At 59.8% G+C, this 14,249-nt stretch carries 9 protein-coding genes; 3 read left to right on the forward strand and 6 right to left on the reverse strand.

Features of this window, described 5'->3' with window-relative positions; all coding sequences use genetic code 11:
• Positions 1 to 40: 40 nt before the first annotated feature.
• Positions 41 to 736: an aquaporin Z gene (gene aqpZ / locus KBP52_RS11025; protein ID WP_116028890.1), complete on the forward strand. Its 696-nt coding sequence runs from the start codon at positions 41 to 43 to the stop codon at positions 734 to 736.
• 113 nt (positions 737 to 849) lie between these two features.
• On the opposite strand, the gene KBP52_RS11030 is transcribed toward aqpZ, so the two are convergent.
• Complete coding sequence (locus tag KBP52_RS11030) at positions 850 to 1,974, reverse strand: GNAT family N-acetyltransferase (protein ID WP_212622741.1); 1,125 nt, start codon at positions 1,972 to 1,974, stop codon at positions 850 to 852.
• A 283-nt stretch (positions 1,975 to 2,257) separates the two neighbouring features.
• Here KBP52_RS11030 and KBP52_RS11035 point away from each other — a divergent pair, with 283 nt between their 5' ends.
• On the forward strand, positions 2,258 to 3,580 hold the full coding sequence (locus KBP52_RS11035; RefSeq protein ID WP_077571572.1) for a putative porin: 1,323 nt from the start codon (positions 2,258 to 2,260) through the stop codon (positions 3,578 to 3,580).
• Positions 3,581 to 3,725: 145 nt separating this feature from the next.
• Here the strand turns inward: KBP52_RS11035 and KBP52_RS11040 are convergent, their stop codons facing one another.
• The 5 genes from KBP52_RS11040 to aceK form a co-directional block, all read right to left on the reverse strand.
• On the reverse strand, positions 3,726 to 3,962 hold the full coding sequence (locus tag KBP52_RS11040) for a zf-HC2 domain-containing protein (RefSeq protein ID WP_077571571.1): 237 nt from the start codon (positions 3,960 to 3,962) through the stop codon (positions 3,726 to 3,728).
• Positions 3,956 to 4,567 carry an RNA polymerase sigma factor gene (locus KBP52_RS11045; protein ID WP_212622742.1) on the reverse strand — a complete coding sequence of 204 codons (612 nt, stop codon included), beginning with the start codon at positions 4,565 to 4,567 and terminating at the stop codon, positions 3,956 to 3,958. The genes KBP52_RS11040 and KBP52_RS11045 overlap by 7 nt, the downstream gene beginning before the upstream one ends.
• 137 nt (positions 4,568 to 4,704) lie before the next feature.
• Positions 4,705 to 5,826 carry a beta-ketoacyl-ACP synthase III gene (locus KBP52_RS11050; protein WP_212622743.1) on the reverse strand — a complete coding sequence of 374 codons (1,122 nt, stop codon included), beginning with the start codon at positions 5,824 to 5,826 and terminating at the stop codon, positions 4,705 to 4,707.
• A gap of 328 nt (positions 5,827 to 6,154) precedes the next feature.
• The gene (hrpA, locus tag KBP52_RS11055; protein WP_212622744.1) at positions 6,155 to 10,066 is read right to left on the reverse strand and encodes an ATP-dependent RNA helicase HrpA; all 3,912 of its coding nucleotides are present in this window, start codon (positions 10,064 to 10,066) and stop codon (positions 6,155 to 6,157) included.
• Between the two features lie 407 nt (positions 10,067 to 10,473).
• The gene (aceK, locus tag KBP52_RS11060) at positions 10,474 to 12,195 is read right to left on the reverse strand and encodes a bifunctional isocitrate dehydrogenase kinase/phosphatase (RefSeq protein WP_212622745.1); all 1,722 of its coding nucleotides are present in this window, start codon (positions 12,193 to 12,195) and stop codon (positions 10,474 to 10,476) included.
• Between the two features lie 397 nt (positions 12,196 to 12,592).
• Between aceK and KBP52_RS11065 the strand changes: the two genes are divergently transcribed.
• Positions 12,593 to 14,218 carry a methyl-accepting chemotaxis protein gene (locus KBP52_RS11065; protein ID WP_077571566.1) on the forward strand — a complete coding sequence of 542 codons (1,626 nt, stop codon included), beginning with the start codon at positions 12,593 to 12,595 and terminating at the stop codon, positions 14,216 to 14,218.
• Positions 14,219 to 14,249 lie beyond the last annotated feature (31 nt).

Consider the following 14,249-nt stretch of genomic DNA (forward strand, 5'->3'; position numbering starts at 1 on the left):
CGATGCAGTCTCGATAGCAGGGCTATCAAGGACGCCTCTCATGTCTCTGTTCAAACGTTCAGTCACTGAGTTGTTGGGTACGTTCTGGTTGGTATTGGGTGGTTGCGGCAGCGCGGTGATCGCCGCGTCTTCACCACTGGGAATCGGGGTGCTGGGGGTGGCCCTGGCGTTTGGTCTGACGGTGCTGACCATGGCATTCGCCATTGGCCACATCAGCGGCTGTCACCTCAACCCGGCCGTCTCGGTCGGTCTGTTCGTCGGCGGTCGGTTTCCGGCCAAGGAGTTACCCGCTTACATCATTGCCCAAGTGCTCGGCGCGATTCTCGCGGCGGCGCTGATCGCCCACATCGCCAGCGGCAAGGAGGGCTTCGACATCGCCACAGGCCTGGCATCCAACGGTTATGGTGAGCATTCGCCAGGCAAGTACTCGATGGCGGCGGGGTTTGTCACTGAGCTCGTGATGACCGCGATGTTTGTGATCATCATCCTCGGCGCCACCGATAAACGCGCACCACCCGGGCTGGCACCCATCGCCATCGGCCTGGGCCTGACGTTGATCCACCTGATCTCGATTCCCGTCACCAACACCTCGGTGAACCCGGCACGCAGCACCGGGCCGGCGCTGATGGTCGGCGGCTGGGCGATCGCGCAGCTGTGGATGTTCTGGGTCGCACCGCTGATTGGCGCGGTGGTCGGTGGCGGGATCTATCGATGGCTAGGCAAGGAAGAAACCTGAAGCCTGTACAAATCCCCTTGTAGGAGTGAGCCTGCTCGCGATAGCGGTGTGTCAGTCAACATCAATGGCTCTGACAGACCGCTATCGCGAGCAGGCTCACTCCTACAAAGTATCTATGTCTGGCGATAGGGCAAGGCTGTTTTCGCTTCTTCGGCATACGCGAGGATGCCGGCGCGTTCCTGTTGCAGGAAATCCTTCACCGCTGCTTTCAGCCCCGGATGCAGCAAGTAGTGCCACGAGTGGGTGATCACCGGTTCGAACCCGCGAATCAGCTTGTGCTCGCCCTGGGCGCCAGCGTCGAAACGCTGAAAACCCTGGGCAATCGCATAATCCATCCCCTGATAAAAACAGGTCTCGAAGTGCAGTCGATCAAACTCCGCCAGACAGCCCCAATAGCGCCCGTAGAAACTGTCGCCACCGACCAGACTGAAGGCCATCGCCACCGGCCGTGAGCCCTGTTTCGCCAGCACCACGCGAATCGCCTCGGGCATGCGCTCGGCCAGCAGACTGAAAAAGTCCCGCGTCAGATACGGCGTCTGGCGCCTGACCGCATAGGTATTGGCATAGCAGGCGTAGACAAAATCCCATTGTGCCTCGTCCAGCTCGCGCCCCTCCAGCCATTCAAACTCAAAGCCCTGCCCCGCCACTTGCTCGCGTTCCTTGCGCATCTGTTTGCGTTTGCGTGAACTGAGCACGTCGAGGAAATCCTGAAAGTCGCGATACCCGCGATTCTGCCAGTGATATTGACAGCCAATGCGTTGCAGCCAGCCCGGCTGTTCGGCCATCGCAGCATCGCTGAAAGCGTCGGTGAAATTGATGTGCGCGCTGGAAAGCCCTTCGATCTCCAGGTAGCCCGGCAGGCTCTTGAGCAGTTCGAAACCGTCTTCGACATTGGCCGCCAACAAGCGCGGGCCGCTGACCGGACTGAATGGCACAGCGGTCAACAGCTTGGGGTAGTAATCGATGCCGGCGCGGGCGCAGGCGTCGGCCCAGCCGTGATCGAACACGTACTCGCCGTAGGAATGCCACTTGCGATAACTGGGTAACGCGGCGATCAGACGGCCATCTTCGATGTGCAGCAAATGCTCAGGTTGCCAGCCGGTGTGAGGGCCAATGCTGCCGCTGTCTTCCAGCGCACTGAGAAAGGCATAGCGCAAAAATGGCTGGCTTTCAGGCACTAGCGCATCCCAGGTTGCCGAGGCAATTTCCGACAGGTTTTGCAGGCGTTGCAACGGCATCAACAAGCTCTCCACAACAGGACTTCAGCGCCCGGCGAGTATCGCCGATTGCACGGCATTGCACACCCGCAATCGGCCGACAGCGCTCTAGATCAATAGTTCAGGGCGAATCTATATCGTCATCAACCTGCCATCACTGTGCCACTGCTCTGTCATAAACCATCGCGATACTGGCGCCTGTTTTTAGAGCGCCGGGTTCTACCCGGACACTGTTTTCCGACGCTCGAATCGTCGGTTGTGCCCCGGATGGCTGTGCCATCCCCTCTCATCTTCGGAGATTGCTATGCGTCTTGCTTCCACGAAAACTGCGGCGGCCCTGTGCGGTGGCTTGTTGCTGGCCATGAGTGTTCCGGCCAGTGCTGCAGTCGACGCCAAACTGCTCGACATGCTCAAGGCTAACGGTTCCATTTCCCAGGCGCAGTACATCGAACTGCAAACTGAACTGGCCAAGGATCAGAAGGCTCAGCAAATCGCGCAGCAGGCGCAGCAAGAGACCAACGAACAAGTCGCCGCCGTTGCGAAGAAAACCAACGAACAAAGCGTCTTCGACCAGAAACTCGCCTGGGCGGCCAAGACCCAGTTCAAAGGCGATGTGCGTATCCGTCAGGAAACCATCAAGATCGACGGCGAACCGAACAACGGCGGCCGCGACAAGGATCGTCAGCGCATCCGTGCCCGTCTGGGCGCCTACACCGAGATCAACCCACAAGTCGACACCGGCATCCGTATCGCCACCGGCGGCGGCGACGATGCCCGTTCGACCAACCAGGACCAGGACAACTACTTCGACAAGAAGCAGATCTGGCTCGACCTGGGTTACATCGACTACCACCCGGATCAGATCAAGAACCTGCACATCATCGGCGGCAAGATGCTTCAGCCGTGGGTCAGCATGGGCGACGTGATCTGGGATAGCGACATCAACCCGGAAGGTCTGGCCGTGACCTACAAGTACCCATTGGGCAGCAGCGCCGAACTGTTCGGCAGCCTGGGTAACTACAACCTCAAGGACAACGTCGACGGCGATGGCGTGCAATTCCGTCACGACCTGCGTCTGACCGCTGGCCAGTTGGGTAGCCGCTTCAACATCAGCGACAACCTGAAAGTGACCGTGGGCGGCAGCGTCTACGCCTACCAGAACGACGAAGACAGCCGCTGCACCGGTACTTCCACACCGTGCGCGCTGGCGGTCAACGGCAACTCGGCCAACAACGAATTCCGTCTGTATGAAGGGTTCAGCCAGGTCGACATCGGCGGTCTGCCGATGCCACTGTCGTTCTACGGTCAGTACGTGAAGAACAACGACGCCGTGACCGATCAGGACACCGCGTGGCTGTTGGGTGCCAAGTCGAAAGTCTTCGGCCTGAACCTCGATTACAACTATCGTGACGTGCAGCGTAATGCCGTGGTCGGCGCCTTCACCGACTCCGACTTCGCCAACGGCACCACTGGTTCCCGTGGCCACAAGTTCAAGGTCGGTTACGACATCGACAAGAACTTCGCCATTGGCGCTACGTACTTCCTGACCAAGGCCGACTTCGCCAGCCGTACCCAGCGTGATGCTGACGCCAACACCCTGCAACTGGACGCCGAAGCCAAGTTCTAAGAAAACAGCTACAAGCTTCGAGCGACAAGCTGCAAGTCACCGCTCCCCTTGCGACTTGTCGATCGAAGCTGATTTTCCTGCAGCCCGGTCCAGTTACAGCGATCCCCATCATCCGTTCGCTGGCGCTGCATCGGGCTGTGTTTTTTCACGGGCTATCGTCCCGCCGCTGCGCCGCCAGACGCTCAGCCAGCGCATCCACCCCGTCCTCCGGTTTCTCCGGCATCGCCTTCAAGGTGGCTTGCATCAAACGCATCTGACGAATGAAACGCCGGCAGTTCGGGCAAAACATCAGGTGATGACGCACCATCCACTTTTCACCAAAGCTCAATTGGTCATCGAGATAATCGCTGGAGCGTGCCACTTGCTCCTTGCAGGTCAACATTCTCCGGTCTCCTCAAAATGCTCCACGGTCGCGAAGACTTTCAGCCGCGCACGATGCAGCAGCACACGGACATTGGAGAGCGAGATCTCCAGAAGATTACAGATCTCCTCTAGCTCCAGCCCCTGCCGTTCGCGCAACAGCAAAACGCTGCTTTGCAGTTCCGACAGACTCAGCAGCGTATGCTCCAGGCACTCGCGCAATTCGTCTTCAGTGAGCAGCGCTTCGGGGGTGTCCTGGTGCCAGGCGAACGGGGCGACCAGCCAATGGCCGTCACCGGGAGAAAAACGGTCGTCGTCGATGGTGCCATGGGGCGATGGCAAATCATCCATAAACACTTCCCGGCGATTTTGCTTGTAGCGACTTTTTGCCGAGTTGGCAGTGATGGTCAACAGCCAGGTCTTGAGACTGGAACGCCCCTCGAAGCTGGCGATATGGCGCACCACGGAAAGCCAGGCGTCCTGCACCACTTCTTCGACATGGCGCTGCCCGACAATCGCATACGCTACGGCGCGCATGGCGCTCTGATACGTCGTCACCAGTTCCTTGAAAGCCTGTTGCTCACCGGCCAGCAGGCGCGCAAGCAGTTGGGTGTCGTCAGCCGCCATCCAAAAATTTCCTTGTGCCGATTCCGAAAATGACGGCGCCAGGTCTTCACCTGCCGCCATTTCCGAAAAATTACAGCGTTTGAGCCGATTCGGATGTAGGAAAAGTCGGCGCGATTAAGAGGAAATTAAACCTCTTTTCAACGCTTGCGCAGAATGACGCTGCCGATCGAATAGCCGGCACCGAACGAACTCAAGACAGCCAGCGAACCGGCAGCCAGATCGTCCTGATATTTGTGGAAAGCAATCACCGAACCCGCGGAGCTGGTGTTGGCGTAGGTGTCGAGAATCACCGGCGCTTCTTCTTCGGTGGCTTCACGGCCCAGCAGTTTGCGCACGATCAGGTGGTTCATGCTCAGGTTGGCCTGGTGCAGCCAGAAGCGCTTCACGTCGCCGACGTTAAGCTGGTTCTCTTGCAGATGCTCGCCAATAAGTTCGGCAACCATCGGGCAGACATCCTTGAACACCTTGCGGCCTTCCTGCACGAACAGCTTGTCGCGTGCACCGACGCCCTCTTCAGCCGCGCGGTTGAGGAAGCCGAAGTTGTTGCGGATGTTATTGGAAAACTTGGTCAGCAGTTTGGTGCTGACTACATCGAACTGGTGCTTGGACGTCGCGGTGTCAGCGCGCTCGATGATCACCGCAGTGGCGGCGTCGCCGAAGATGAAGTGGCTGTCGCGGTCGCGGAAGTTCAGGTGACCGGTGCAGACTTCCGGGTTGACCATCAGGATCGCCCGGGCCTGGCCCAGTTGCACGCTGTTGGCCGCGGCCTGAATGCCGAAGGTCGCCGAGGAGCAGGCCACGTTCATGTCGAAACCGAAACCCTGAATGCCCAGAGCTTCCTGGACTTCGATGGCGATGGCTGGGTAGGCGCGCTGCAGGTTGGAGCAGGCGACGATCACGCCGTCGATGTCAGCGGCGGTTTTGCCGGCGCGTTGCAGGGCCTGTTCGGCAGCGCCGATGGCCATCTGGCAGAGCACCGACCATTCGTCGTTGGAACGCTCTGGCAGGCGCGGGGCCATGCGTTGTGGATCGAGGATGCCGTCCTTGTCCATGACAAAGCGGCTCTTGATGCCGGAAGCCTTTTCGATAAACGCCGCGCTGGATTCGGTCAGGGCCTGGACTTCGCCGCTGGCAATGGCCTCGGCGTTGTCGGCGTTGAACTGGGCGACGTAGGTATTGAAAGACTGCACCAGCTCTTCGTTGGAGATGCTGTTGGCCGGGGTGTACAGGCCGGTGCCGCTGATGACGACGTTATGCATGGTCGTTTCTCTAATCTGTTCAGGCAGAAAGTGCTGGAACCGTCGTACCAACACACAAAGGGTCTATTCCCATCCGGGGGACGCAAACCTGGCATCGCTTTATTCCGTCTCGCGACGTGGCCGAAGGCTCTGGGTCGCGAAACCGGCGTTTATGGTCGCGAAGTTTGCCATAAACGTGGACTTTTGGCGCCTTTCTCAAGCACAACCCACATCCCAATGTGGGAGCGAGCCTGCTCGCGAAGGCGCGGTGTCAGTCAGCACATTCTTACCTGACACACCGCTTTCGCGAGCAGGCTCGCTCCCACAGGGGATTGCGCATGGCTCAAGGTCAGGGTTCGACCTGGGTCCACTGCTTGTTCAGGCGTTTGTCGGAAATCGGCGTTTTCGTGCCCAACTGTTGGGCGAACAACGACACCCGGTATTCCTCCAGCCACCAGCGGTACAGCTCAAGCTGCGGATCGCGTTTGCCTTCCTGCGCATGTTTCGCTGCGCGGGTCTGGTATTGCGCCCAGAGGCCGGCGAGTTCGCCGCTCCAGACGCGATCCTTCTGCACCTGCGCACCGAGTTTTTCGAAACGCTGCTCGACCGCCTTCAAGTAACGCGGCAACTCTTTGAGCCACTGCATCGGCGTTTCGCGGACAAAACCCGGATACACCAGATTGTTGATTTGCTGCTTGATGTCATTCAGCGCCACGGCTTGCGCCAGGTCGATCTTGCCCTTGAAGCGCTTCTGCAGACCGTGCCAAAGCTTGAGAATCTCCAGCGTCAGGCGCGCCACACGCTCGGCGTGCTCGGTCCAGTTGCCGCGTTTGCGCTCGGCCAGTGCAGCCAAACCGGCGCCGTCGCGGGGCAAAGGGTCTTCGCCTTCGAGAATGCAGCTGTCGAGGCTGGCCAGCAGAATGTCTTCGACCAGCGCATCGACGCGGCCCAGCTCGCGATAGAGCAAGCCCAGTTCGGTTTGCCCCGGCAACTTGCTGCGCAGGAACTTGGCCGGCTCTGCCAGTTGCTGCATCAACAACCGCTGCAAGGCGCGACGGTGCTGGAATTCGGCTTCGGCCGGGGTCGAAAAGCGCCCCTCCTTGACCGTGCCGCCCTCTTCGACCAGCGCCGGATACACCGTCATCGACAGCCCGGCGATCTTCTGTTGAGTCTTTTCTGCTACCGGGGCGAAGACCTTGGCCTCCACCGGTTGCTGACTTTTCGCGCTCTGCGGCACCGCCAACGCAGCCTGACTGGCTTCGGCAAACCGCGCAGTCAGCTCGGCCAGATCGCGACCTTCACCGAGGAATTTGCCCTGGCCATCGACGATTTCCAGGTTCATCCGCAGATGCCCCTCGACGCCCAGCTCGGCTTCTGCCCACGCCTCATCGCTGACCCGCGCGCCGGTCATGCGCAGCAATTCACGGCCCAGCGCTTGCGGCAACGAACCTTCGGCAAAGGTCATACGTTGCAAGGCAGCCTTGATGAAGTCCGGCACCGGCACAAAATTCTTGCGCAGCGCTTTCGGCAAGTTGCGCACGAGGGCGATGCACTTGGCCTCGATCAGCCCCGGCACCAGCCACTCCAGGCGTTCCGGCGGCAGCATCGGCAGCAGCGGCGCGGGCACGCGCAGGGTCACGCCGTCACGCGGGTGATTGGGTTCGAAGTGGTAGGTCAGCGCCAGTTCCAGATCGCCGATGTGCAGGGTGTCCGGGTAATCGCGCGCGGTGACTTCACTGGCCTCGCGGGCCAGCACATCTTCTTCGCGCATGATCAGCAGTTGCGGGTTTTTCTGACTGTTGATGCGGTACCAACTGTCGAAGGTCGCAGTCTGGTGAATCTCCGCCGGCAACCGCGCGTCGTAGAACGCGTACAGGGTTTCTTCATCCGCGAGAATGTCGCGACGACGGGCCTTGGCTTCCAGCTCATCGAGCTGTTCCAGCAGTTGCTGGTTGGCCGTCAGGCACTTGGCTCTGGACTGAATCTCCCCGCGTACCAGACCTTCGCGGATGAACAGTTCACGGGAAACGACCGGGTCCACCGGGCCGTAATGCACCGGGCGGCGGCCGACCACGATCAGCCCGAACAGGGTGATCTGTTCGAACGCGACGACCTGGCCGCGCTTCTTCTCCCAGTGCGGTTCGAAATGGTTTTTCTTGATCAGGTGCCCGGCCAGCGGCTCGATCCAGTCGGCGTCGATCTTGGCGACCATGCGCGCGTAGAGCTTGGTGGTTTCCACCAGTTCAGCGGTCATCAGCCATTGCGGGCGCTTCTTGCCAATGCCCGACGACGGATGAATCCAGAAGCGCCGCTGACGCGCGCCGAGGTAATCGCCATCTTCGGTTTTCTGACCGATCTGGCTAAGCAAACCGACCAGCACCGCTTTGTGCAGTTTCGGATAATCCGCCGGCTCTTTATTCAGGCTCAACTGCATGTCACGGCAGATCAGGCTCAACTGCCGATGGGAATCACGCCATTCGCGCAGACGCAGATAGTTGAGGAAGTTCTTGCGGCACCAGTTGCGCAGCGGACTCGCAGTCAGCGCCTGGCGTTGCTCTTCAAAACCACGCCACAGATTTACCAAACCGGCGAAATCCGAATCGACATCCTTCCACTGTGCGTGAGCCTGATCGGCCGCTTGCTGACGTTCCGGCGGACGCTCGCGCGGGTCTTGAATCGACATGGCACTGGCGACGATCAGCACTTCCTGCAGGCTGCCGAGCTTGGCCGCTTCGAGCAACATGCGGCCCATGCGCGGGTCGACCGGCAGGCGCGCCAACTGGCGACCCAGCGGGGTCAACTGGCTGTTGCGATCCACCGCCGAGAGTTCTTGCAGCAGGTTGAAACCGTCACTGATCGCCTTGCCATCCGGCGGCTCGATAAACGGGAACGCGGTGATCTCGCCGAGGCGCAGATGCAGCATTTGCAGGATCACAGCGGCGAGGTTGGTGCGCAGAATCTCCGGATCGGTGAATTCCGGGCGCCCGTTAAAATCTTCTTCGCTGTACAACCGAATGCAGATGCCTGGCTCAACCCGACCACAACGACCCTTACGCTGATTGGCGCTGGCCTGGGAAATCGCTTCGATCGGTAGACGCTGCACCTTGGCGCGATAGCTGTAGCGGCTGATGCGCGCGGTGCCGCTGTCGATCACGTAACGGATGCCCGGTACGGTCAGCGAAGTTTCGGCAACGTTGGTTGCCAGCACCACGCGACGGCCCGGGTGTGACTGGAAAATCCGCTGCTGTTCCGCCGGCGACAAGCGCGCGTACAGCGGCAGGATTTCAGTGTGTTTGATTTGGGCTTTGCGCAGCATGTCGGCGGCGTCACGAATCTCACGCTCGCCTGGCAAAAACACCAGCACATCACCGGGGCTGCGACGCTCGCTGCGTTCGTAAGCGGCAATTTCATCGAGAGTAGCGAGGATCGCCTGATCGACGGTCAGGTCATCCTCGACGCGGTTGCCCTCTTCGTCCTGCTCGAGCGTCAACGGGCGATACCAGGTGTCCACCGGGAAGGTGCGACCGGACACCTCGACAATCGGCGCATCATCGAAATGCTTGGAGAAGCGCTCCAGATCGATGGTCGCCGAGGTGATGATGACTTTCAGATCCGGGCGACGCGGCAGCAGGGTTTTCAGGTAACCGAGAAGGAAGTCGATGTTGAGGCTGCGCTCGTGGGCTTCGTCGACGATGATCGTGTCGTAGCGTTCGAGGTAGCGATCATTCTGGGTTTCCGCCAACAGAATACCGTCGGTCATCAGCTTGATCAGGGTGTTGGAATCGCTCTGATCCTCGAAACGCACCTGATAGCCGACCAGCGAACCGAGCGGCGTGCCGAGTTCTTCGGCGACGCGGCTGGCGACGCTGCGAGCAGCGATTCGGCGCGGTTGCGTATGGCCGATCAGACCGTGCTGGCCGCGACCGATTTCCAGACAGATCTTCGGTAACTGGGTGGTTTTGCCCGAGCCGGTTTCGCCGGCGATGATCAGCACCTGGTGTTTTTCCAGCGCCTTTTTGATCTCGTCGCGTTTGGCGGCGATCGGCAAACTGTCGTCGTAACGAATCACCGGCAGGCTGGCACGGCGCGCCAGCACCTGATCGCAGGACGCCTGCATGCGCGTCACCCATTGGGCCAGTTTGGCCTCGTCGGGTTTCTTGCGCAGCTCAAGCAACTGCCGCCGCAGCCGGTGACGGTCGGCGAGCATGGCGTGATCGAGGTTTTTCAGCAGTTTGTCGATGGAGGGCGATTCGTCGGTCATCGGGTAGGCAATTCGGTCGTCTATTTATGCAGGGGGCGGATTGTCGCAGATTTGGCGGATTTGTGGCGTGTCTGGGGGATTGCTGCCCTCACCCTAGCCCTCTCCCGGTGGGAGAGGGGACCGATCGGGGGATGCTTCAAAGGTACATCGACCTGAACGTGCATCACCGAATCCATAATCGCCAAGCTCTTTCAGGTCGGCGTTTGACCCAAGACACCTCGGTCAGCCCCCTCTCCCTCCGGGAAAGGGGGCGGTTGGGTGATACTCCACAGATGCATCGACCTGAAAGAGCCTTGCCAAATCCATAATCGCCAAAATCTTTCAGGTCAATGTTTGGCGCAAGACACCTCGGTCGGCCCCCTCTCCCTCCGGGAGAGGGCTGGGGTGAGGGTGTTTTTTTTAAAGAGCTACTCGTTGTCGAGGCCTTTACGCCGATACGGGAAAACATCAATGACCTTCCCCGCCCGAATCGCCTCCTGCAAACTCTTCCAGTAATCGGCGTTATACAACTCGCCATGCAGCTGATCGAACAACTTTCGCTGCCCCGAATCGGCAAACAGGAACGGCGGAAACTCCTCGGGAAACACATCCAGCGGCCCGATCGAATACCACGGTTCGGAGGCCATTTCGTCCTCCGGCGTGCGCGGCGCGGGAATGTGACGGAAGTTGGCCTCGGTCAGGAAGCAGATTTCGTCGTAGTCATAAAACACCACCCGCCCGTGCCGGGTGACGCCGAAGTTTTTCAGCAGCATGTCACCGGGAAAGATGTTCGCCGCCGCCAATTGCTTGATCGCCAGGCCGTAATCCTCCAGCGCCTCACGTACCTGCGCATCGTTGGCGTTTTCCAGATACAGATTGAGCGGGGTCATCCGCCGTTCGGTCCAGCAGTGCCGGATCAACACGGTGTCGCCCTCGACTGAAACCGTCGATGGCGCGACTTCCAGCAATTCCTCAAGGCACGCCGGATCGAATTTGCTCAGCGGAAAACGGAAGTCGGCGAACTCCTGGGTATCGGCCATACGCCCTACCCGGTCGACGCTTTTCACCAATCGATACTTCTCGATCACCGTGGCACGGTCGACGTTTTTCGAAGGCGAGAAACGGTCCTTGATGATTTTGAACACGGTGTTGAAACCCGGCAGGGTAAACACGCTCATGACCATGCCGCGTACACCAGGGGCCATGATGAACTGGTCGTCGGTGTTGGCCAGATGATTGATCAGCGCTCGGTAGAACTCGGATTTGCCGTGCTTGTAGAAGCCGATCGAGGTGTACAGCTCGGCGATGTGTTTGCCCGGCAGGATGCGTCGCAGGAAACCGATGAATTCCGCCGGTACCGGCACATCGACCATGAAGTACGAACGGGTGAACGAGAAGATGATCGACACATCGGCTTCGTCGGTGATCAGCGCATCGATCTGGATCCCGCGCCCTTCGCGGTGCAGCAGCGGGATCACCAGCGGCCATTGCTCGTCGCGGGTGTAAATGCGCCCGACCAGGTACGCGCCCTTGTTGCGGTACAGCACCGAGGAAAACAGCTCGACACTGAGCTCAGGATCTTTGCACACCCAGTCCGGCAGGTTCTCGCGCAGCTGCGCTTCGAGGCGAAGCAAGTCGCCGGGCAGATCGGCGTAATCCTCGCTGAAACGGTAGTCGGCAAAAATGCTCGCGAGCATCCCCGACAATTGCCCTTGCGGTTTGTAGGTACGGGTTTGCGCGGCGCGGGCGCGGCGCAGGCTCGGGCGCGTGGTGTGGATGAACATGCAGCCGTCACTGATCAGGTCATGGCTGAACAGCCCGCAGAAAATCGAGTTGTACCAGGTCTCGGACAGCTCATCGTCGAAGCGCAGGTCGATGACGCTGATGTAGGCACTTTTCACCAGCGGCCAGCAGCTGACATTCATCAGCGTTTCGTCGTCGAAGTATTCGCGCAGACGGGCGATGGTTTCGCCGACCTTGTCTTCGTAGAGGTTGATCCGCGCTGCCGACGCGGTTTGCGTCTCCTGCCAGCGCGCCTGCTCGAAACGCTCCCGGGCGCCGTCGGTGATGCGCCGGAAATGCTCGCGGTAATCGTCAAAGCCATCGAGGATCATGCGGGCGATGTCGGTGGCTGGCCATTGCTGCGGCATAGATAAGACCTCGGCGTGCGTTTGGAAATCTGTGCCTGAGCTTAGCTACGGATGCGCGCACAGGTGAAGTGCAATTTCTGCCAAATCTGCGCCGGGGTTGTACGCCAACAGCGTTTTAGCAAAGTTTTTTTAATCGACCGTTCGGTCAGTTAAGCGCCTGAGCGGTGCTGCCTCTCATCCTGCGCCAGCCCGCGAATTCTCTGGGCTTCGGATCCAATACAAAGCAGATGCTTCTAGGCCGTGGCTTTGCTGCATATTCACGCACCCTCAGCGACGACGCCAGATTGGTCTTACCAAAATAGTGGCACTTTGATATACAGCCCGCCATTACCCGCCTCATAACAAGATCCTCGCTGACGAGGACGACCTCCCCCCTCAAAGATCAAGGAGCACACTGATGTCTATCCGGAATCTGCGCATAGGTTTGCGCGCCAGTTTGAGCTTTGCCGTTTTGGCCAGTCTGCTGGTGGTGGTCGGCCTGTTCGGTCTGGGCCAGATGAAAACCCTGCGCGAAAGTGCAGCGGTGATCGAAGAATCGTGGATGCCGAGTATCGAGAGCATTCATGACGCGGCGGCGAATATCGCCAGCATCCGCCTCGAATCCTTGCGTCTGATCGCCGTCACCCAACCCGCGGTGCGCGACCGAAGCAAAAGCATCCTCAAGGCGCAACGCGAGGAGTTGCTCAAGCGCCTCAACGACCACAAAGCCTTGATCGCCAGTGATCAGGAACAGGCGATGCTCGACGGCTTGAACGCGGCCGTCGGCAAATACCTGAGCATTCTCGATCAGATTGTCAGCCAGATTGACGCGGGGCAGAACGAGCAGGCTGCCACGCGTTTGAGCAACGAACTGGCACCGCAGGGCACTGTGCTCGACAAGACGCTGGAGCAGATGATCAGCCTCAATCAACAAGGTGCAGACGACGCCGCCGATGCCGCCGCAGCCATGTATGAACGGGCATTGTGGATCGTCGCGTCGATCATCGTGGTCGCCCTGATTGCCACCTTGCTATTGGCCTGGCTGCTGACCCGCAGCATCACCACCCCGATCAATCAGGCACTGGATGTCGCGCGGCGCATTGCTGCCGGCAATCTCAGTGGCGAAATTATCAGTAGCGGTAAAGATGAAGCCGCGCAGTTGCTCGAAGCCCTCGCCGAGATGCAAGGCAATCTGCGCTCGACCATCCGCGGTATCAGCGAATCAGCGCAGCAATTGGCTTCCGCTGCCGAGGAAATGAGTTCGGTGATGGAGCAAAGCACCCGCGGTCTGCAACAGCAGAACGACCAGATCGAACAAGCTGCCACCGCGGTCACCGAGATGAGCACGGCGGTGGACGAAGTCGCTGCCAACGCCGTGTCCAGCGCCGAGGCGTCTGCCGCATCCAACGAGGACAGCAAGCACGGCCACGTGCAGGTCAGCGAAACGATCAGCTCGATTCAGGAGCTGGTCGATGCGGTACTCGGTGCTTCCGCACAAGCCGAGGGCCTGGCCACGCAGGCACAGGACATCAGCAAAGTGCTGGAGGTGATTCGCGGGATTGCCGGGCAGACCAATCTGTTGGCGCTCAATGCGGCGATCGAAGCGGCGCGCGCCGGTGAAGCCGGGCGCGGTTTTGCCGTGGTCGCCGATGAAGTGCGTTCGCTGGCGCAACGCACGCAGAATTCCACCGAAGAAATCGAGCTGATGATCAGCAGCATCCAGCAAGGCACCGGGGCAACCGTTGGCGCGTTGCAGAGCAGTGCCGAGCAGGCGGGTCAGACGTTGCGCCGCGCCAACAGTGCCGGTCAGGCACTGGAAAAAATCACCGCGTCGATCTCGCAGATCAACCAACGCAACCTGGTGATCGCCAGCGCGGCCGAGCAGCAGGCACTGGTGGCGCGTGAGGTCGATCAGAATCTGGTGACCATCCGTGACCTCTCGACCCAAACCGCCGCTGGCGCCACTCAGACCTCAGCTGCAAGCCAGGAACTGTCGCGTCTGGCGGTCGATCTCAACGGTCTGGTGACACGCTTTGTGATCTGACCGATAAGTTGCATGCCCGAATAGCGGTTGC

The sequence above is a fragment of the Pseudomonas sp. SCA2728.1_7 genome, assembly GCF_018138145.1.
In the GTDB taxonomy this organism is placed as follows: domain Bacteria; phylum Pseudomonadota; class Gammaproteobacteria; order Pseudomonadales; family Pseudomonadaceae; genus Aquipseudomonas; species Aquipseudomonas koreensis_A.

Coding starts and splice junctions, on each gene's coding strand:
- aqpZ (WP_116028890.1), top strand. CDS start 41: ATGTCTCTGTTCAAACGTTCAGTCACTGAGTTGTTGGGTACGTTCTGG.
- KBP52_RS11030 (WP_212622741.1), bottom strand. CDS start 1,974: ATGCCGTTGCAACGCCTGCAAAACCTGTCGGAAATTGCCTCGGCAACC.
- KBP52_RS11035 (WP_077571572.1), top strand. CDS start 2,258: ATGCGTCTTGCTTCCACGAAAACTGCGGCGGCCCTGTGCGGTGGCTTG.
- KBP52_RS11040 (WP_077571571.1), bottom strand. CDS start 3,962: ATGTTGACCTGCAAGGAGCAAGTGGCACGCTCCAGCGATTATCTCGAT.
- KBP52_RS11045 (WP_212622742.1), bottom strand. CDS start 4,567: ATGGCGGCTGACGACACCCAACTGCTTGCGCGCCTGCTGGCCGGTGAG.
- KBP52_RS11050 (WP_212622743.1), bottom strand. CDS start 5,826: ATGCATAACGTCGTCATCAGCGGCACCGGCCTGTACACCCCGGCCAAC.
- hrpA (WP_212622744.1), bottom strand. CDS start 10,066: ATGACCGACGAATCGCCCTCCATCGACAAACTGCTGAAAAACCTCGAT.
- aceK (WP_212622745.1), bottom strand. CDS start 12,195: ATGCCGCAGCAATGGCCAGCCACCGACATCGCCCGCATGATCCTCGAT.
- KBP52_RS11065 (WP_077571566.1), top strand. CDS start 12,593: ATGTCTATCCGGAATCTGCGCATAGGTTTGCGCGCCAGTTTGAGCTTT.